At 35.1% G+C, this 19,685-nt stretch carries 14 protein-coding genes; 2 read left to right on the plus strand and 12 right to left on the minus strand.

Annotated elements, in window-relative coordinates; genetic code table 11:
* Positions 1-12: 12 nt before the first annotated feature.
* From AO58_RS0109055 to AO58_RS17575, 3 genes are read right to left on the minus strand one after another with little or no spacing between them, the layout of a single operon-like run.
* Positions 13-708, minus strand: coding sequence for a LytR/AlgR family response regulator transcription factor (locus AO58_RS0109055; protein WP_024981408.1), 696 nt, complete (start codon positions 706-708; stop codon positions 13-15).
* A 38-nt stretch (positions 709-746) separates the two neighbouring features.
* Positions 747-1,922, minus strand: a complete 1,176-nt coding sequence (locus tag AO58_RS0109060; RefSeq protein WP_024981409.1) for an alpha/beta fold hydrolase — start codon at positions 1,920-1,922, stop codon at positions 747-749.
* 33 nt (positions 1,923-1,955) lie between these two features.
* On the minus strand, positions 1,956-2,969 hold the full coding sequence (locus AO58_RS17575) for a sensor histidine kinase (protein WP_024981410.1): 1,014 nt from the start codon (positions 2,967-2,969) through the stop codon (positions 1,956-1,958).
* A gap of 340 nt (positions 2,970-3,309) precedes the next feature.
* On the opposite strand from AO58_RS17575, the gene AO58_RS0109070 reads away from it, so the two are divergent.
* Entirely contained in the window at positions 3,310-4,386 is a 1,077-nt protein-coding gene (locus tag AO58_RS0109070) for an NHL repeat-containing protein (RefSeq protein ID WP_024981411.1), read from the plus strand.
* A gap of 164 nt (positions 4,387-4,550) precedes the next feature.
* Here the strand turns inward: AO58_RS0109070 and pruA are convergent, their stop codons facing one another.
* The 3 genes from pruA to AO58_RS0109085 form a co-directional block, all read right to left on the minus strand.
* The gene (gene pruA / locus AO58_RS0109075; protein WP_024981412.1) at positions 4,551-6,179 is read right to left on the minus strand and encodes an L-glutamate gamma-semialdehyde dehydrogenase; all 1,629 of its coding nucleotides are present in this window, start codon (positions 6,177-6,179) and stop codon (positions 4,551-4,553) included.
* Between the two features lie 119 nt (positions 6,180-6,298).
* Positions 6,299-6,685: a Co2+/Mg2+ efflux facilitator ApaG/CorD gene (gene apaG, locus AO58_RS0109080; protein ID WP_024981413.1), complete on the minus strand. Its 387-nt coding sequence runs from the start codon at positions 6,683-6,685 to the stop codon at positions 6,299-6,301.
* Positions 6,686-6,750: 65 nt separating this feature from the next.
* Positions 6,751-8,013: a type IX secretion system plug protein gene (locus AO58_RS0109085; RefSeq protein ID WP_024981414.1), complete on the minus strand. Its 1,263-nt coding sequence runs from the start codon at positions 8,011-8,013 to the stop codon at positions 6,751-6,753.
* Between the two features lie 170 nt (positions 8,014-8,183).
* Between AO58_RS0109085 and AO58_RS0109090 the strand changes: the two genes are divergently transcribed.
* On the plus strand, positions 8,184-10,997 hold the full coding sequence (locus AO58_RS0109090) for a M16 family metallopeptidase (protein ID WP_024981415.1): 2,814 nt from the start codon (positions 8,184-8,186) through the stop codon (positions 10,995-10,997).
* A 56-nt stretch (positions 10,998-11,053) separates the two neighbouring features.
* Here AO58_RS0109090 and AO58_RS0109095 read toward each other — a convergent pair whose 3' ends face one another.
* The 6 genes from AO58_RS0109095 to AO58_RS0109120 all read right to left on the minus strand — a co-directional run bounded on the left by AO58_RS0109095 (position 11,054) and on the right by AO58_RS0109120 (position 19,679).
* Entirely contained in the window at positions 11,054-13,960 is a 2,907-nt protein-coding gene (locus AO58_RS0109095; RefSeq protein ID WP_024981416.1) for a DEAD/DEAH box helicase, read from the minus strand.
* Positions 13,961-14,165: 205 nt separating this feature from the next.
* Positions 14,166-14,999: a class I SAM-dependent methyltransferase gene (locus AO58_RS0109100; RefSeq protein WP_024981417.1), complete on the minus strand. Its 834-nt coding sequence runs from the start codon at positions 14,997-14,999 to the stop codon at positions 14,166-14,168.
* 48 nt (positions 15,000-15,047) lie between these two features.
* The gene (locus tag AO58_RS0109105; protein ID WP_051536657.1) at positions 15,048-15,461 is read right to left on the minus strand and encodes a GxxExxY protein; all 414 of its coding nucleotides are present in this window, start codon (positions 15,459-15,461) and stop codon (positions 15,048-15,050) included.
* Positions 15,462-15,533: 72 nt separating this feature from the next.
* Positions 15,534-16,352 (minus strand): type I methionyl aminopeptidase, encoded by an 819-nt coding sequence (map, locus tag AO58_RS0109110; protein ID WP_024981419.1) that lies wholly within the window; start codon positions 16,350-16,352, stop codon positions 15,534-15,536.
* A 568-nt stretch (positions 16,353-16,920) separates the two neighbouring features.
* A complete protein-coding gene (locus AO58_RS0109115; RefSeq protein ID WP_024981420.1) occupies positions 16,921-18,324 on the minus strand; it encodes a TolC family protein in 1,404 nt (467 codons plus the stop codon).
* A complete protein-coding gene (locus tag AO58_RS0109120; protein WP_024981421.1) occupies positions 18,324-19,679 on the minus strand; it encodes an HlyD family secretion protein in 1,356 nt (451 codons plus the stop codon). Before AO58_RS0109120 ends, AO58_RS0109115 begins: the two co-directional genes overlap by 1 nt.
* Between the last annotated feature and the right edge of the window lie 6 nt (positions 19,680-19,685).

Raw genomic sequence — 19,685 nt, forward strand, 5'->3', positions numbered from 1 at the left:
TTGTGGGTTTTATTATTGATTTTTTAAATAAGCTAGCCAATTTTCTTTATAACTACTTCCAATTGGTATTTCTGCTGCATTTATTTCCACTTCGTTTTTTGAGTAAGCCGTTAGTTTTTTGGTTTGAATAATATAAGAACGATGGATTCGGACAAAATTTGAATCCAGTACTTTTTCGAAAGTAGAGATATTCTGCTTAAGATGGTGCGATTTTCCGTTTTCGAGGTGAATGGTAATGTAATCTTTTAGACTTTCGATATAAAAAATTTCGTCCAAAATAATTTTGATATTCCTGTTCCCTGATGATACAAAAATGTGATTTTCAAGAACTTCTTTTTTTTCTTTTTTTTGAGTTTGTAACTGTCTGAATTTTTCTATTGAAACAAAAAATCGATCAAAAGTGATGGGTTTCAAGAGGTAATCAATCACATTGAGTTCGTAGCCTTCTAACGCATATTCTCTGTAAGCCGTTGTGAAAATTACTTTAGGGGGATTCTTTAGTTTTTTTAGAAAATCGTTTCCTTTGAGTAACGGCATTTCAACATCCAAAAACATCAAATCTATCGTATTTGATTCTAAAAAAGCATAGGCTTTCAAGGTATTTTCAAAAGAAGTAACCACTTCGAAACTTTCGAAATGAGCTAAATGTGACTCAATTAATTCTCTAGCCAAAGGTTCGTCGTCAACGATAATGCATTTGTATTTCATACAATAGAGGAATAAGTAGTTTCTAAATTTCTAAAAATCTAATTTAGTTGTTTTGCATTGTCTTTTGTGATTTTTTCTAAAACTTCTTTTCCGTTTTTGTTTTCAGGGTTTAACTCAATTGATTTTTTATACATTTTGATGGCCTCTTCTTTTTGATCAATTTTCAATAAAGCTTCACCATAACTGTCATACGTATTTGCATTTGTTGGGTTTAACAGCATGTTTAACTTAAAAACTTCTGCTGCTTTTTGGTTTTCATTTTTGCCTAACAATTCATACCCCCAAGTATTCAAATCATCATCAGAATTATTGAAAGTCAAATCCTCAGCTTTTTCTTCATTGCAAGCCGTTATCGAATATTGTAACGCACGTTCTTGAATTTCAGCTTTTTGATTAGAAGTTCTTGCATACAATTTTGCTATCGTAGTTATTATCAAAGGCGGATTACCCATCCAAATGCCATGACCACAACCATGTGCTATAATACCTGTAACATTCGCGTTGTTGGCGACATAGTTTCTATGGCATTCTTTCCAACGTTCTATTTCTTCGGTTGTTTTTAAGAAAGGAATTCCGTTCACAAAATCAACAACCGGAATATTTTGAGGAATTGATACTTTGCTCATTATTTTCACAGTTTCAAGAATAGTCGAGGCCATGTAATAAGTCCCTTTATTATTTTTCTTCCATTGCGGAATCAATTTGTCTTGTGTAGCGACTACTTTTTCGATATAACCGTCTTCATAATAATTATGATTCACGTCAATTAAAACAACACCTTTAACTAATTTAGGATGTCTTGAAGCATAAAGTTCAGAAAGATAACCTCCATAAGAATGTGAAACCAGCATGATTTCTTTATCATAACCAAGTTTTTTTAAACCAATTTCTAAATCTTCAATACTGCTTATAATTCCGTGTTTTGAATCGTCCTTTTGTAATGTGTCGATTGTACTTTTGCCAAAACCGGCACGATCATACGTAATTAAAGTAGCATTTGTAATCTTTGAAGTCTGATCTAAAATCGAGTTCCAAACTGAGCCATCGTTTCCTCCTCCGGCATCAAATAATATTGGTATTCCTTCCCCTTTGATAATTTTAAAATGAATTTTATGATTGCCAACATCGACCAAAGTGTCAATGACTTTAGATTGGCTTTTCGCCGAAATAAAACTGAAGAAGACAATAGTACTAATTAAGAAGTAGTTTTTCATGTAATAATTTTGAGGAGTGATTTTTAAGAAATTCTAAGCTGTAAGAGAAAGTTTAACGGTATAATTGGCCAGCGTCTCGTCGATCTCTAATTGATGTTTTTTTGGATATAATAAATCGAGTTGTTTTCTAACATTCTCTAAACCAATTTTAGATTTATCCGAAATTCTTTCAAAGCCATTCTGAGGTTTTGTGTTTTCAATAGTAAAAATGATTTTTTCTTTTTTACTTTCTAAATGTAATCGGATTGTAGCTTTTTCAGTTTCGTTAATTACACCATGTTTAAAGGCGTTTTCTGTAAAAGTCAATATAATCAAAGGCGAAATTTTATTATTTTCCTTGATCTCTTTGGTAAATAAAACATCTAATCGGTTTTCGTTGTAGCGTAATTTTTCTAAGGCAATATAATTTTCAATTAAGGCAATTTCTTTTTCAATAGCAACAAAATCCTCGTTGCAACGGTATAAAACAAAGTCCAGAATTTCAGATAATTTCGCAATTACTTCAGGTGCTTTCTCATCTTTTTTAAGCGTTAAAGTGTAGAGATTATTTAGGGTGTTGAAAAGAAAATGAGGGTTCAATTGGTTTTTTAAAACCTTCAATTCCATTGATTTTTTCTCTTCTTCAAGTTTTAAAAGACGTTGTTGTTTTCTGTTGAAGCTAATAAAACCTAAAATTATAATAGGATAGGTGATAAAAGAAAATTCTCTAAAAATTAATTTGAAAGAAGTCAGCCTTTCCGGAATAGTCATTTTATGTCCTAGCCAATCATCAAAAAAGCCAGGAAATTTAGGTTCAAGATAATAATATTTTAAAGTCATTAATAGAGCAAAGACGAAATACAGCCAACCCAAAGCAGAAACGACAAAAAGCAGGTATTTCTTTTTATTCAGTGTTTGCGGAATAATCCAATAAATCAAGCCGTAGCCGGCTGTTGCTTGTGTCAGAATTTTAAATGTATATACAAAAATAAAATCGTAATAAGTGGTATCGTCAGATTTTCCAGATACATATAATAATAAAAAAGAAATCCAATATACACAATGCATTATGACTCTTTTCAGGTCCTTGTTTTTTAATAAATTCATAAGGTATCTTAATTGGAAGCAAGATAATAAAATATTGAAGTTGGACTAATTCACTAAGATAAATAATGCGTTTTTGCTTCTAAAAAAGGTCTTTTCGCACACGAATATAGTTTTTGTTTTATTTTGATTATTTGAATGTAAAAACATGCTTTTTGAATGCTCATAATTTTAGCGATTTATTCTAGTTCTATATTCGCTAAAACTATAAAGCATGATAAAACTCATTCTGTGCTTCCTGTTATTTGTAATAACTGAGCTGAAAAGAAATTTATTTTAAAAATGAATACTAAACTAAAACTTCATGAAATTACTAATTAAAACTGTATTTGGAATTCTAATTTTACTAAATTATTCAAATTCATTTTCGCAAGAAATTAAATACAATCCTTCTTCAAAATCGATAAAGCCAACATTATTTGCTGATTTAGACGAAACGTGCCAAACGCCAGACGGAATGGCGTTGGACAAAAAAGGAAATTTATATCTGTCGGTTACCAATCCAACAACTTTTGAAAAGTTTGGAAGTAAAATTCTAACTTTCGATAAAAACGATAAACCGATCACTTGGTTCGATAAATTGCCGTTGCATCCAGAAACCAAAAGAGTACATCCAATGGGAATGGAGTTTGGTCCTGATGGAAATTTATATGTGATAGACAATCAGTGTTTTGCAAGGAAATCGGATATTTCAAGATTAATTAGGGTTATTGTGAAAGATGGAAAGCCAATTGAGTCAGAAGTTTTAGTCGAAGGATTTAATTTTTCTGATGGACTTCGTTGGTTTAAAAACCGAATTTATATTACAGATGCATCCTTTAAAAATAGTACGGAAAGTGGTATTTATAGTTTTTCATTAGAAGAATTAAATAAAAATAAGATTGTTTTAGATGTTTCAAATAAACAAAAAAATCTAATTAGCACTTTTAGATTGAAGCCTGAAACCGAGAAACATTCACTTGGAATTGACGGAATCGCATTTGATAAAAAAGGCAATTTATATGCAGGAAGTTTCGGAGATGGTGTAATTACTAAAATTGATTTTTTTAAAAATGGAAAAGTAAAATCGAAGAAAGTTGTTTTTGATTCAGATAAATTAAAATGCTGTGACGGTTTTTTTTATGACAAGGAAAGGAATGCTATTTTCATCGCCAATTATGATAACAACAGTGTGCATCAACTGGATTTAAATACTAACACAATCACTACAATTTGGGAAAACGGTAACAATGATGGTGCCGACGGACAATTGGATAATCCTTGTGAGACGATTATTTATAAAGGAAAATTATTGGTGGTAAACTATGATACATTTAAAGGTCCAAAAAACACAGAAATAGATAATTTTCATACAATTTCTAGTTTTAAGTTGGAAAAATAAAATGGCAAACTCGCACGCTACGATTTCTCCTTTATCGCAATTTACAAAATTGGAGAGCATGACAAAAACAAACCCCACAAGACCTCAAAATAATTTGAATTCTTGTGGGGTTTTAAATCTTAAATCACAAATCGTTAATCCAAAATCTGCAATCTTTTACATCTTTATTCTCCTAAAAATGGATATCTGTAATCTGTTGGAGTAACAAACGTTTCTTTGATAGTTCTTGGAGAAACCCAACGCAATAAGTTCAAGGCAGAACCAGCTTTGTCGTTGGTTCCTGAAGCTCTTGCGCCACCAAACGGTTGCATGCCTACTACAGCACCTGTTGGTTTATCATTGATATAGAAATTACCTGCTGCATTTTGTAAAGCTACAGTTGCTTCTTCGATGGCGTAACGGTCTTGGCTGAAGATGGCTCCTGTTAAAGCGTACTCAGAAGTGGTATCTACTAATTTTAAGGTTTCTGCCCAATTCGCATCTTCGTAAACATAGATTGTGATTACAGGACCGAATAATTCGGTTTCCATTGTCGTGTACTTTGGATTGCTGGTTACGATAATGGTAGGTTCGATAAAATACCCAACCGATTTGTCATAATTTCCACCAACAATAATTTCTGCATCAGCATCTTTTTTCGCTTGATCAATATAGCTAGCTAATTTGTCAAATGATCCTTCGTGAATTACAGCAGTAATGAAGTTTCCAAAATCTTCTGGAGAACCCATTTTCATTGATTTGGTATCTGTAATCAATTGCTCTTTCAAGGCTGGCCACATACTTTGAGGTACATAAGCTCTTGATGCAGCAGAACATTTTTGTCCTTGAAATTCGAAAGCGCCACGAACAATTCCTGTCGCTACTTGTTTTACGTTAGCACTTGGATGCGCTACCACGAAATCTTTACCACCAGTTTCTCCTACAATTCTTGGGTAGGTTTTGTAATGGTGAATGTTCGTTCCGATTTTAGACCAGATATCTTTAAATACATGTGTTGAACCTGTAAAGTGGATTCCAGCGAAATCACGACTAGCCAAAACCGTGTCGGTAATCATTAAAGCATCTCCAAAAACCACATTGATTACACCATCAGGAACTCCTGCTTCTTTGAACACATCGATGATGATTTTTGCAGAGAATACTTGGCTGTCGCTTGGTTTCCAGATCACTACGTTACCCATCATTGCAGCACTTGCTGGAAGATTGGCAGCGATAGCAGTAAAATTGAATGGAGTGATCGCGTATACGAATCCTTCTAACGGACGGTATTCCAATCGGTTCCACATGTCAGAAGTGGAGGCTGGTTGATCAGCATAGATTTGAGTCATAAACTCTACGTTAAAACGTAAAAAGTCAATTAACTCACAAGATGCATCAATTTCAGCTTGGTGAATATTTTTAGATTGCGCAATCATCGTTGCAGCATTAATTCTAGCTCTGTATGGTCCAGCAATCAACTCGGCAGCTTTTAAGAAAATAGCAGCACGTTGTTCCCATGCCATATTTGCCCATGCTGTTCTGGCTTCAAGAGCACTAGCAATGGCTTTTTCAACATGTACTTTTTCGGCTAAATGATACGTTCCTACTACGTGTTGGTGATCGTGTGGAGCGGTCATAGTTCTGGTGTTACCCGTTTTTATTTCTTCACTACCAATATATAAAGGAACGTCAATTTTTGAATTCCACATTTCTTTGTAGGCCGCAAGTACTGCTGCTTTTTCAGGTGAGTTTGGGGCGTAACCTTTTACAGGTTCGTTAACTGCTTTTGGTACGTTAAAAAATCCTTTTAGCATGGTTTTTATTTTAGATGATTGTAAATACTAATTAATATTATTGGGTTTTTCCAAAATTTGAGGTAAAAGTACAAAGTAAAAATGAAATTTTCATTCTAGAATATAGAATAAAAGTCAAATTAATTCAAGGCAAAAGGAGCGCACAATCTAAAATTAGGCACAAATACTTTGAAATTTTTAGTGGTAGTAAAATTTATCATGTTGAAATACCCTTTCATGGCGCCATAAGGAGAGGAAAGTAAACAACCAGAACTATACGTGTGTTGCTCTCCAGGTTTCAAGACGGGTTTTTTCCCGATTACACCTTCTCCGTCTACCATTTCGTTGTCATTGAGTGAGTCATAGATTTCCCAATGACGCGAGGTCAGTTGAACGGAATCTTTACTATGATTTTCAATAGTTATCTGATAACTAAAGGCAAAGTGAATTTTATAGTTTTTGAAGTATGTCCCTTCAAAACTAGTCAAAACCGAAATTTTTATGCCTCGTGTTATTTGTGAAACCATAGGGTGTGAATAGTTACTAGTGGTACAAAATTACAAAAAAATGTATTGGAATTCTTTTTTTTAACTTAATTGGTTGCGCCTACAGATGTTAGTGCGACAAATCCTATGACGCGATCATATCGCTGCGTGTTTTCTCTATAATAAACGATCACTTCGTATTCATTTTCGGTTTGAAAAAAGTTGCCGTCGATGCTGTTTTCTAAATCTATTTTTCCTTTGGCATCGGCCACCACATATTGATAATTAGTAAAGCCTTGTTTGATTAATAATGCTTTTTCAAATACTTTTTTCTTTTCATTGTATTCCATTTTATTTTCGGGAGCAATAGCGTAATTATTAAACATGCCATTGATGTAAATGCCTTTGTCAATTTGAAAAGCTGGAGCCGATAAACTAAAATAAACCCAAGCATAATCGGCTTCAATTTTTGGATTGGTGGCATTAAGGTTGCGTACTACAAAATTTCCGTTTACATCTTGCGTAAAACTATAAGGAAAATTGGCTCGGGCATCGTCTGTAAATAAGAAACTGTTGTAAATCCCACCATTAGAACTAATTTTAGCTACATTATTGGCTGCATTTCTAATTTCTTTATTATCAAAAAAACGGAATTCATTGCCTGCCCAAAACTGAGTTTCGGTATCGTACTTGTAAATCAATTCATTGCCAATGGTGTATTGTGGGACAATGTTTTTGATGCCCGTGTTGAATTGACGGTTTTGTAGCAACAAAACTTTGACATTTTGCAACGGATTTTGAAAGGTAAGGCTCTTGGACGTTATGGTGAAATCTAGATTTTGTTTGCTTTCAATGGTATTTAGATTTCGGCCTCTTTTGATTTGTAATCTTACACTGGCGAGATCTTCGTAGATAATAAATTTTCTAGAAAAAACAACTTCTCTATCGTCGTTTAATATTTTAATAATATAATTCCCGCTTAAGGTTAATTGGGTAAACTGATTGGGTATACTGAGTTGGTAATGTGAATAGAGTTGAAGGCAGTTGAAGGAATTGGAATAGTTGATGATTCTTTGATTATCAAGCCCTTTGAGGTATTCTTGTTTGGGTATGTCTGAGGGTACCCAATTATAATCGCAATGCATAATTTCGTAATAATAATCAGCTTCATTCCCAAATAAATCATCAAAGTTGAGCTCAAAAGATTCTCCTAATTTAAAGACCGGAATTACATTTTGGCCATTGTCCATAAAGGAAACGGTCTTAATGTTGTATGGTGGAAGTATTTCTTTAATAGCTTGAGCTTCAAGTGTGTCTATGAATAATAAGCCAAGTAATCCAAAGATGATTTTAAAAAAGGGGTTCCTCATTTTGATTGTTTTGTAATGTAAATATACTAAACCGCTTTATTTAACGTGTTTTTTTGTAGTTAAATCGTCGACATGATTTTTTTGGAAGTAATTTCTGTTAATTTTTTTATAATGTAGATTTTGATTTGACGTTAAATCAATAGTTTTACATGATCAACAAAAAATTATTTATGAAAAAAATCAACCAATTCGCATTGGGGATATTATTGTTTCCAGTAACAATGATAGCCCAAACTATGGATTATGGACAGGCTATTCCATTTGATCCGAATGTCAAAACCGGTAAACTCGATAATGGGTTAACCTACTACATTAAAAAGAATGCCAAACCAGAAAAAAAGGTAGACCTTAGATTGGTCGTAAACGCAGGTTCTATTTTGGAAGACGATGACCAACAAGGATTGGCTCACTTTATGGAGCACATGTGTTTTAACGGAACCAAACGTTTTCCGAAAAATCAATTAGTAGATTATTTGCAAAGTATTGGAGTTAAATTTGGTCAACATCTTAACGCTTACACTAGCTTTGACGAAACCGTTTATTTTCTTCCAATTCCATCCGATAATCCAGAAAAATTAGAAAAAGGATTTCAAATTTTAGAGGACTGGGCATTTAATACCGTACTGACACCTGAGGAAATTGATAAAGAACGCGGAGTAGTTCTAGAAGAATATCGTTTAGGATTAGGTGCTCAAAAAAGAATGATGAGTCGTTATCTTCCTAAAATGATGCACAATTCTAAATATGCCAATCGTTTGCCTATTGGTCAAAAAGAGATTTTAGAAAAATTCAAATACGAAACCTTAACTCGTTTCTATAAAGATTGGTACCGTCCAAATTTGATGAGCGTTATTGTGGTTGGAGATATTGATGTGGCCGAAATGGAAAAGAAAATTAAAGAACATTTCTCAGCTTATAAAAACCCAGCCAACGAAAAAGTGAGAAACGTTTTTGAAGTACCCAATCACAAGGAAACTTTTGTTGCGGTAGAAAGTGATAAAGAAGCTTCGAATACTCAGGTGCAGTTGGTCTACAAAGATTATGATGCACCAAAGAAAATTACAACAATTGGAGATTTTAGAAGTTACCTTGTAGAAGGCTTGTTTACCACTTTATTGAACAATCGTCTTGAGGAATTGACTAATTCTGCTACACCGCCCTTTACTTTTGGATATTCCTATTATGGAGGGACGTATGCTAGAACTAAAAAGGCCTATCAGTCTGTTGCCATGATGGCTGAAGACAAGCAATTAAGCGCTTTGAAAGTGTTGGTGACTGAAAATGAAAGAGCCAGGAAATTTGGATTTACTGCTGGTGAATTGGATAGAGCTAAAGCGGATTTCTTAGCCCAAATTGAAAAAAGCTATAATGACAGAACTAAAACAGATTCCGAGAATTTTGTAGAAGAAATACAATTGAATTTCCTTGAAAAAGAACCAGTACCTGGAATAGAATGGACTTTTGAAACCATGAAAAAAATATTGCCAACGATTGCTTTGGCAGATGTAAATGGGTTTATCAAAAATTATATCAAAGAAGATAACCGTGTGGTTGTTTTTACTGGACCACAAAAAGATAACTTGAAAAAAGTTACGGAACAAGAAGTGTTAGAAACGCTAAAAGTAAATGAAGCGGATTTGAAACCTTACGAAGATAAGGCGGTGGCGACGAGTTTACTTAGAAAAGAGGTAAAAGAAGGAACTGTAGTAAAAAGAGAAACCAATGCTATTTTAGGCACCAAAACGTTAATCTTGTCTAATGGCATAAAAGTAGTATACAAAACGACCGATTTCAAAAACGACGAAGTGCTTTTTGAAGCAGTAAGTTTAGGTGGAAGTAATTTGTATTCTAATGAAGAGATGAAAAAAGTACAATTTGCAAACGGTGCTCTTGCTGAAGCGGGATTCTCTGGATTGAAATTGAATGATATCAACAAATTCATGACTGGAAAAATTGCACGTGTTAATCCATACATTGGTCAAACAACAGAAGGACTTAGAGGGAATACCACCCCAAAAGATTTAGAATATTTGTTCCAAATGGTGCATGCTTATTTCACGGATTTGAATTTTGATCAAGAAGCATTTGAAGGCTTTAAACAAAAACAAGCTAGTTTTTTCAAAAACATGGCTTCACAACCACAATATTATTTCCAACAAGAGTTTTATGCCTTTTTGAATAAAGAAAACCCAAGATTTAACGGAATCATGCCAACAGATAAATCATGGGCAGATACAGATTATAAATTAGCGTACGACAAATACAAAGAGCGTTTTGCTAATGCAGCCGATTTTGAATTTTTCTTCGTTGGAAATGTAGATGATAAAACCATTGAAGCTTTTGCTACTAAATACTTGGCGTCTTTACCTGCAACAGCAACTAAAGAGAAAACAGTAGACTTAGGTTACCGAATGCTAAAAGGTGATTTGAAGAAAGTGGTAAACAAAGGAACCGATCCTAAAAGTAATGTGAATATTATGTTTTATGGTGAGGCTAAATATTCTCCAAAAGAGGCTTTAGTAATGGAAGCTTTAGGTGAAGTGTTGACTATCAAATTGATTGAACAATTGCGTGAATCTGAAAGTGGGGTATATGGGGTTTCAGCTCGTGGTAGTATGAACAAAGTGCCTTACGGATCTTATAATTTTACTATTAATTTCCCTTGTGGTCCTGATAATGCAGAGAAGCTTACAGCATCGGCATTGAACGAGTTACAAAAGATTATTACCAACGGTCCAGAGGAAAAAGATGTAGCCAAATACAAAGAAGGGGAATTAGCTGATTATAGAAAAGACAGTAAAGAAAACCGTTTTTGGTTGACTAATTTTACTAGATCTTTCTTGAACGGAAGCAATCCTGAAAATGCCTTGAAATACGAAGCAGAAGTGAATGCTATAACTGCAAAAGATATTCAAGAAGTGGCCAAAAAATATTTAACCAAAGACAAAGTAATTGGGATGTTGATGCCTGAAAGTAAGTCATAAATTACAAAAAGAACATAAAACCAAAACCTGCTATTTCATTGAAGTAGCAGGTTTTTTTAGGTTAAAATAAAATCTAAATTTTCTTCAAGTTCTGGGTTGATGTGCTGTTCATCAAGCAACGCATCCGAAAGCAGTTTTTTGTTTTCCTGCAAACGAATGATTTTTTCCTCCACCGTATTTTTAGTAATGAATCGAATTACATTCACTTTGTTCAATTGCCCAATACGATGGGCACGACCAATACCTTGCTTCTCGGCAAAAGGATTCCACCAAGGGTCCAAAAACAAAACATAAGACGCTTTGGTAATATTGAGTCCCACGCCACCTGCTTTTAAGGAAATGAAAAACAATTTTGAGCGCTCTTGCTCTTGGAATTTCTGAACTTGATAGGCGCGCTCTTTTTGAGGCGTAGCACCTGTGAGTTCACAAAAATCAATCTTGTTTTCGATGCTCCATTTTTTATAAAATTCCAGATTCGATACAAACGAACTGAATACTATCGTTTTTTGATTGGACTGTACCAAGGTTTCCAAATAACGCGTCACTGCTATATATTTTCCAGAATCCATTTCAGAGTTGGCATCGACCATTTTTGGGTGATTGCTCAATTGTCTCAAACACATCAATGTGTTGATAATATTGATTTTGTCAATGCCTGAACCATCGGTTTTTAAAAGTGCATTTCTCGCTTTCGACTTTTCTTCTTCGTATAATTTCTCTTGTTCGGGTTCCATTTCGCAATAGAAAATTTGTTCAGAGAGTTCGGGTAAGTCTTTTAAAACTTGTTCTTTGGTACGTCTTAAAATAAATGGACTGACTAAGGTTTTGAGTTCGGCGAGACTGTTTTCGTCTTGTTTTTTCTCAATCGGAAATTTGTAATGCTCGGCAAAAAAAGCATAACTTCCCAAAATATTCGGATTGATAAATTGCATTTGCGACCACAAATCGTCTAATGAATTTTCAATAGGCGTTCCGCTCAACGAGATTTTATGAGTAGTTTGCAGTTGATTAATGGCTTTGAATATTTTCGAATTTTTGTTTTTGATGTATTGGCTTTCATCCAAAATCAAATAGCGAAATTCGTATTTTTCTAAAATCGAAAGGTCTCTCGCTACCACCGCATAACTGGTGAAAATCAAGTCGTACTTTGCTAATTTTTTAGACAATAGTTTTCGGTCTTGTCCTACATACTGAATTCTTCGAAAATGAGGCGTAAATTTTCTAGCTTCGTTATACCAGTTGAACACCAAAGAGGAGGGAAGCACAATCAAGGCTTTTAGGTATTCTTTGGCTACAGGAATTTCGTTGCCGAACAAATCGAGTTGGGTATTTTCGGCTTTTTCAAATTCTAGTTTTTCTTGTACGGCAACCAGCGTGGATAAGGTTTGCAATGTTTTTCCCAATCCCATATCATCGGCCAAGCAAGCGCCTAAACCGTTGTTGTAATGTTCCAAAAGCCATTGTACACCCTCTATTTGATACGGTCGCAAGGTGGCTTTAACCAAAGGCGAAGGTTGGTATTGAACAGATTCCTTCACGTGTAAGGATTGTTTCAGTTGTGGGATGTCTTCAAAAACCGCAAAATTGCTTTTGAGAACAGCGATACTTCCATTTTTGATTTTTGCCAATTTTGCCATTGCACTGTAGCGCGTCATCCATTCTGATGGAATCAAAAAGTAATTTCCGTTGGGTAAGGCAAACAGATGATTTTTGTTTTTTATATTCGGAATCAACTCGCTGAAGTTAAATTCAAAATCATCACAAACCACCGTCATTTTGATGTCAAACCAGTCGTTTTGAATGGTGTTGGAGAATGCAATCGTTACGGTATTACTGTCGATTTTCTTTCCGTCTATTTTTAAATTTTCTAATGAAAAACCTAAGGATTCCAGTTTTTCTTTATTTTCGATTGCCCATTGAATGGTTCCGAAAGCGTCTTGATTGGCTGTATTTTGATTCAACCAAAACAAATTATTCTCGTTTTTACTTAATCCCAAATCCAATAACGCCTCGTTATAGGTAAGTTCCGCATCCGTTCGTTTGAATTGCATCAATTGGATGTTGTTCAAATCCTTTAAGTCAATTTCTGAATGGGTGTTTTTGGGTTTAGTAGCATCAAATACAAAGCCATCGTACTCAAATAAAAGCCCAATAAAATAGCTGTTTTTGAAAAAATCATGCACTAGCTGTAACGTACATTGGTGTATGGTTTCGCGAGTAATGACTTCAAATCCTGTAGCCGTAATGTCTACTTTTTTAGCAATGTCTTTGATGAATTTTTCAAAATAATCAGGCACTAATTTCGAGGGAATTTTCACTACTTTTTTGGTCAAAAAAGGGGTGATTTTTTTCGAATTGATGTCTTGTAGTTGATACAGTTTATGATACGCAACCAACCATCCCGGTTCATCCAAAAGCAAGGTGACCTTGGTGTTGGAGGGGTAAAATGAGGTAGTCTCGTCTTTTAGTAAAAGGGTATACGAAATCCCGTTGTCGTGTTTGTCAAAATGCAGTTCGGTTGCTAAGGCTGGATTTTGAGTAGCGATACGGCTGATGCGAAAATCTTTTTCCTTTCCCAAGTTTAATGAGAGCGGGAAATCATTCTCGTTTACTAAAGTATAAAATTGCGCTAAGCTTATTTTTATAAACTGTTCAATGCCGAATTTTAGTTTCTCGTCTTTAAGTAAATCTTCAATATTTTTGGCCGATTTGCTTTTGGTTCGGTATTTCTTAAACAGCGCTTCAGGTTGGAGTACTTCACAAAGCGACACAATTTTTTGTGTAGCAGTATTTAAGTTCTCAAGCGTTATCCCCATACTTTGAAGGACTTCAGGACTGGCTTTTTTTTCTAAATAGGTAATGGTATCCGTATGCCCAACTACATACGAAGTAGGGATATAGTAATTGAGTCTCGCTTCGAAACTGATATCAAAGCAAAACTGGAAATTTTTTTCGGGTTCCAAATACAATTATTTATAAGATTGTTTTTGATTTTGGTTTGTTGTAAATACAAATTAACAACTAAATAGCTAGAAAATATTTGTTGAATCTGTGTCTAAAAATTTAACCGCAAATGGCGCAAAGTTTTACGCAAGCACTCAAAGGTTTTTTTAATGCTGTCAAAACTTTTTTAAATCTGTGTAATCTGTGTAATCTGTGTCAAATTTTTTATTTAAAACAAACTGGGATAATTTCACCTTTGGCCAAACAATATTTTTCTACCAATTCAGGTGCAATTTTTCGGGTATAATCTTCTTCGATTACCGTAAAACCAATGCTTCTTAATTTGTCAAAATAATCACGGCCGTAAATGCGTACGTGGTCGTATTGTCCAAATATTTTCGCGCGTTCTTTTTGGTCGGTAATTGAGTCATCGGCAAACGTCACCTCACGATTTAAGTCCTGCGGAATCTGTAAAATGGCCATTCCGCCAGGTTTTAGAACACGATACAATTCCTGCATCGCTTTGGTGTCGTCTGGTATATGTTCCAAAACGTGGTTGCACAAAATCACATCGTATTGATTGTCTTCAAAAGGCAAATTGCAAATGTCTGCTTTTACATCTGCCAAAGGCGAAAACAAATCGGTAGTGGTGTAGTCCAAGTTTTTTTGTTTGCGAAACAATTTGTAAAAAGCTTGTTCAGGAGCAAAATGCAAGACCTTTAATGCTGAATTTGTTTCAGCATCTCTCAATTTAATTCTTTTGGTGTTTGTAACTAAAGAATCTGAATCAAGTTCAGATTGAAAAAAATCCGTTTGCTCGTTGAGGTACAACCACAATAAGCGGTGTCTTTCTAGCGAAAGTGTACTTGGTGAAAGCACGTTGTTGCGCTGCGTTTCGTATCCGTAAGGCAACATCGATTTAAAGCTTTTGCCATCAATTGGGTCCGTAAATTTGTCCCCTTTTAAGGTAAAAGCAATGATTGGTCGCGCCACATAACTCAAACGAATTAATAGCGGACGCGGAATGGTATTGAGTACGGTTTTGAAAAGTCTTTTCATAGTTGTTACACGGAGATTCACAAAGAAACCGCAGAGATTCGCAAAATTTTAAAAATCTCTAGCGGTATTTATGAATCGTTTTATATTATTTTTTAAAATCTTTGAATTATAATTGATTAGCAATCCCAGTGGATATTGTCCTAATTTTAAGTAGGTTAGAATCTGAGCAAAATGAACTGATGTAAAACTTTCTACAGTTTTTAATTCCACGACTAATTTGTCTTCGATTAATAAATCAATTCTATATCCATGATCAATTTTTATTTCTTTATAGATAATTGGTAACATTACCTCTTTTTCAACTTTAAAACCTGCTTTTTTTATTTCATAAAATAAACATTGTTGGTAAGCAGACTCTAAAAGGCCGGGGCCTAATTGTCTATGAACTTCAATAGCAAGCCCTATTATTTTATAAGAAAGTGATTCTAAATCAGGTGAAATTTTAGATGGCTCTTCTTGCATTTTATTACCAGATTTGGATAGAAATTTTGTGTATCTCTGCGATTTCTTTGTGGATCTTCGTGAAATTTCTATCTATACCACCAAAGGCACCTTTCTAAATTCCTCTTCTTCGTCGCTTTCAATGCCAAGTGCTTTGTAAATGTATTTGAAAGTCGATAAAATTTCCGGTTTTCCGTCAATGATGGCCACATCGTGTTCAAAGTGAGCACTTGGTTTTCCATCGGCAGTAGTGATGGTCCAGCCGTCTTTGTGTTGTTTGATGTTTTTGGTACCCATATTGATCATCGGTTCGATGGCTACCACCATACCTTCAACAAAAAGTTTACCGCGACCTCTTTTGCCGTAGTTTGGCATTTCGGGGTCTTCGTGCATTTTCTGTCCTACACCATGGCCTACCAATTCACGAACCACGCCATAACCGTGGGCTTCAGTATATTTCTGAATCGCATTTCCTACGTCTTCCACGCGATTTCCTAATTTGAACTCGCGAATTCCAACATACAAAGATTCCTTAGTAACTTGTAATAATTTTTTCGTTTCAGGTGCCACTTCGCCAATCTCAAACGAGTAGGCGTGATCCCCATGAAATCCATTTTTGAAAGCCCCACAATCTACCGAAATCACATCCCCACTTTCTAGCGGTTTGTTGTTCGGGATACCGTGTACGACCTGAGAGTTTGGGCTCATACACAACGAATTCGGAAAACCGTACAATCCCAAGAAACTCGGTACTGCACCGTGGTCGCGAATAAATGCTTCGGCCAATTTGTCTAAATATAAAGTAGTCACTCCTTCTTTAATTTCGGAGGCAATCATTCCTAAAGTTTTGGAAACAATCAAAGCACTTTCGCGCATCAATTCAATTTCTTCTCTTGATTTTACAATAATCATAGCAGCTAAATTTTCAGTGGGCAAAAGTACGACTTTTAAAATAATTGATTCGTTTAAAAGTTTAATCGTTTAAAAGTTTAAAAGTTTAATTGATGTAAATATTACTTTAGTCTTTGCGTTCCCTTACGTAACCCCTTGCGTCCTTTTCGGTTAAGTAAAATCTTATATGCCCTTCAATTCCTTATATGGTTTAAAAAACACCCGCAATTTTGTTCCAAAACTTCTATGGCTTCAATGTTTAAAAATAAGTTACTTTAGTCTTTGCATCGCTTGCGGTTAAGTTTAGCCACGGATTAAACAGATTGAACGGATTTTTACTAAATCTTATCTTTTATGCCCTTCAATTCCTTATATGGTTCAAAAAGACACCCACAATTTTAACCAAAACTTCTATGGCTTATATGTTTAAAAATAAGTCACTTTAGTCTTTGCGCCCCTTACGTAACCCCTTGCGTCCTTTTCGGTTAAGTAAAATCTTATATGCCCTTCAATTCCTTATATGGTTTAAAAAGGCACCCACAATTTTAACCAAAACTTCTATGACTTATATCTTTTAAACCCCAAAAAATCAATCAGGATTCGCCATAATCTTAAACAACTCCGAATTCGAAATCAAAAATCGATTCTCTAAAGCAATGGCCGCCAGTTGAGCCGAAACCAAATTGTTCTCACGCGTATTAATCAAGAACAACGAACTTTCTCCAAACGAGAACAATCGTTCTTCAGATTGCAGCATCGTTTGATTATTTTTGACCAAGCCCTCAATCAAACTACGTTGTTTGGTAAGCGAAGTGATTTCTGTTTTTTGAGCCGTAATTTTGTTGGTCAATTGTACTCTTTCTAAACTAAGTGCAAACTCAATTTCTTGAACCTTGTATTGCGCCAATTTTAATCCGCCGCGCTCTTTTCTCAAAAACAACGGAAAGGCAAAATTCACTCCAATCTTGTAATCATTAAATTGGTAATTATCGATATAACTGGGTTCAGATAGATATGAATAGCTCAAATCGATTTTCGGTAACAAGGCATTCGCTTTGAGTTTACGGTCTACATTGAGCATATCTATTTTTCGTTCCAACGCATTTATTTTTGGATGGTTTGTTATCGAAAAATCTTGATTTTGTAAATCATTTGTGCGCAAGGTTTCCTGAATCGTAGCGGCCAATTTATTTTCTGGAATCAATGCATCCGAAAGTTCTAGCGGAATACTATTGTCCAACCACAAATAGTTGGAAAGCTCCAATTTGGCTTTGGCTAATTTCAATTCAGAATCCTCTAGACTTAGCGTTCTGTTTTTTACAATAATTCCAGCTTCCACACTATCAATTGCAGGTTTGTCTCCTTGTTGGATTAAGGTTTCGATACCTTTAAAACGGATTTGAGCATTTTTTTGATAGACTTTGTATAACTGAACCTCATCATAGTTTCTTTTCCAATTGAAATACGCTACCGAAGCGTCATACAAAACCGCAATGGCTTCAAGTTTTCTTTCGGCTTGGCTCAATTGCACTTGCATTTTGGCCTTGCGAACATCTGCCATTCGTTGGTTAATCAATAGACCTTGACCCAACGGCACACTAATCCCAAACGAAGTCAAGCCTTGATTTGGAACCGTGTTTTGAGGGTTTAAGTAAATCCCTTCGTTGTTATCAAAACCCGCTTTAACCTCTATACCATACCAAGTCGGAATTTTAAAACTACTATTCAAAATAGAATAATACTCCTTGTCTTTGAATTGCTTTTTGTCAAAATCAACCTCTATTTTTGGGTCGAATCCACCTCTGGACATCATCAAATTTGCTTGAGCACGGGTGATTTCTAAATCGGCATTTTTTACTAAAGGATGGTATTTTTTTACATAACCCAGAAATTCATTATAGCTGAATTCATTGCTGGAATTGGCCACAGGGACGGTGTTTTGAGCCTGAAGCAAAGTAGCATATAGTAAGAAAACAAGTAAGCACTGTTTCATTATTTTTTTGCATTAATGGGTTTGTCATTTTTTTTAGTTTTGTAATAATCTGGAGGGAATCCGTTGAGGGTTCTCCAAATTTCGAACCATACTGGAACCGTATTTAGTAACGCAATGGTTTCGGCGCCAGAGCCAACTCGTAATTGGCTGGGCCAATCGGCTTCGTTTGGGTCAGGGGCGATCAATACCCTGAATTTCCCGTTGTCGCTAATAAAATTTTCTATGGCTACAATTTGTCCTCCAAAAGTTCCATAAGACATGTCAGGCCATCCAGAAAAGACTATGGTTGGCCATCCATCAAACCAAACTCTAATTTTTTCTCCTTTTCTGATCAAAGGCAAGTCAACAGGGCTAACATATGTTTCGACCGCAATATCATATTTGGCAGGCATAATGGTGGCAATGGGAGTGCCTTCTTTGATGGTTTCTCCAATACCAGCTTGCAGCGCGCGGTTAATATAGCCGCTTTGTACTGCTCGAATATAATACATGCCGTTGCGGATGCTATAATTGGCGTATTGATTTTCTAGTTTGTTTACTTGCGCTTCGGTATCAAATTGATTGCTTAACGCGGTAAATTGGTCGCTTTGTGCTTTGGATACTTTTTCGCCATACTCTGCGGTAATTCTCCCGATCTCTACTTTGGTATTGATGAAATCATTTTTGCTGGTTAAGAGTTTGTTTTCTTGAGTGATAATTTTGGCCTCAACTTCTTGTTGTTTGAGTCTTTTTTCCTCTACATCGGTTAGGGCTTTGAGTCCTTCTTTGTTTAATTGTAAGGCACGATTGTATTGTGTATTGGCAATTTTTAACTGCGTTTTTACGGCCTCCAAATCAATAGAATCACTTTTTATTTTGAAAATCGCTTGTTTGATTTTGTTTTGTGCTTGTTCTAATTTTAGTCTTTTTTCGTTTTCAATATTTAGAATTTGAGCATCCAAAGTGGTTACTTTCGAGCCGTACGATTGTAAGGCTTGTTTCTTAGCATTGACTTGTTTTTGGGTGTTGGCTACTAAGTTGGGATCCATGTAATCTTCTTTGATTTCGGATATGAACATGATAGTATCTCCTTTTTCAACAAAATCGCCTTCTTGTACGTACCATTTTTCGATACGTCCAGAAATAACACTTTGTATAGATTGTGGACGTTGGTTGGGTTTTAATGTAGTTACGGCTCCTGATCCAGAAATGTTCTGGGTCCAAGGTAAAAACAACGCAATGATAGCCAGTATTGAAAAAGTCCAAATAATTCGGTTCAATATTTTGTAATGCGGCCTTGCGCTTAAATCTCTAACGGTTTTGTAGCGCTGTAATAATTCGGAGCTGGTTTTATTGCCTTCTGAAATATTTAACATGTTCTT

The sequence above is a fragment of the Flavobacterium succinicans LMG 10402 genome (assembly GCF_000611675.1).
Classification (GTDB): Bacteria; Bacteroidota; Bacteroidia; order Flavobacteriales; family Flavobacteriaceae; genus Flavobacterium; species Flavobacterium succinicans.

Bases quoted from the DNA above. Each gene is read 5' to 3' on its own strand.
- AO58_RS0109055 (WP_024981408.1), bottom strand. From the start codon at position 708: ATGAAATACAAATGCATTATCGTTGACGACGAACCTTTGGCTAGAGAA.
- AO58_RS0109060 (WP_024981409.1), bottom strand. From the start codon at position 1,922: ATGAAAAACTACTTCTTAATTAGTACTATTGTCTTCTTCAGTTTTATT.
- AO58_RS17575 (WP_024981410.1), bottom strand. From the start codon at position 2,969: ATGCATTGTGTATATTGGATTTCTTTTTTATTATTATATGTATCTGGA.
- AO58_RS0109070 (WP_024981411.1), top strand. From the start codon at position 3,310: ATGAAATTACTAATTAAAACTGTATTTGGAATTCTAATTTTACTAAAT.
- pruA (WP_024981412.1), bottom strand. From the start codon at position 6,179: ATGCTAAAAGGATTTTTTAACGTACCAAAAGCAGTTAACGAACCTGTA.
- apaG (WP_024981413.1), bottom strand. From the start codon at position 6,685: ATGGTTTCACAAATAACACGAGGCATAAAAATTTCGGTTTTGACTAGT.
- AO58_RS0109085 (WP_024981414.1), bottom strand. From the start codon at position 8,013: ATGAGGAACCCCTTTTTTAAAATCATCTTTGGATTACTTGGCTTATTA.
- AO58_RS0109090 (WP_024981415.1), top strand. From the start codon at position 8,184: ATGAAAAAAATCAACCAATTCGCATTGGGGATATTATTGTTTCCAGTA.
- AO58_RS0109100 (WP_024981417.1), bottom strand. From the start codon at position 14,999: ATGAAAAGACTTTTCAAAACCGTACTCAATACCATTCCGCGTCCGCTA.
- AO58_RS0109105 (WP_051536657.1), bottom strand. From the start codon at position 15,461: ATGCAAGAAGAGCCATCTAAAATTTCACCTGATTTAGAATCACTTTCT.
- map (WP_024981419.1), bottom strand. From the start codon at position 16,352: ATGATTATTGTAAAATCAAGAGAAGAAATTGAATTGATGCGCGAAAGT.
- AO58_RS0109115 (WP_024981420.1), bottom strand. From the start codon at position 18,324: ATGAAACAGTGCTTACTTGTTTTCTTACTATATGCTACTTTGCTTCAG.
- AO58_RS0109120 (WP_024981421.1), bottom strand. From the start codon at position 19,679: ATGTTAAATATTTCAGAAGGCAATAAAACCAGCTCCGAATTATTACAG.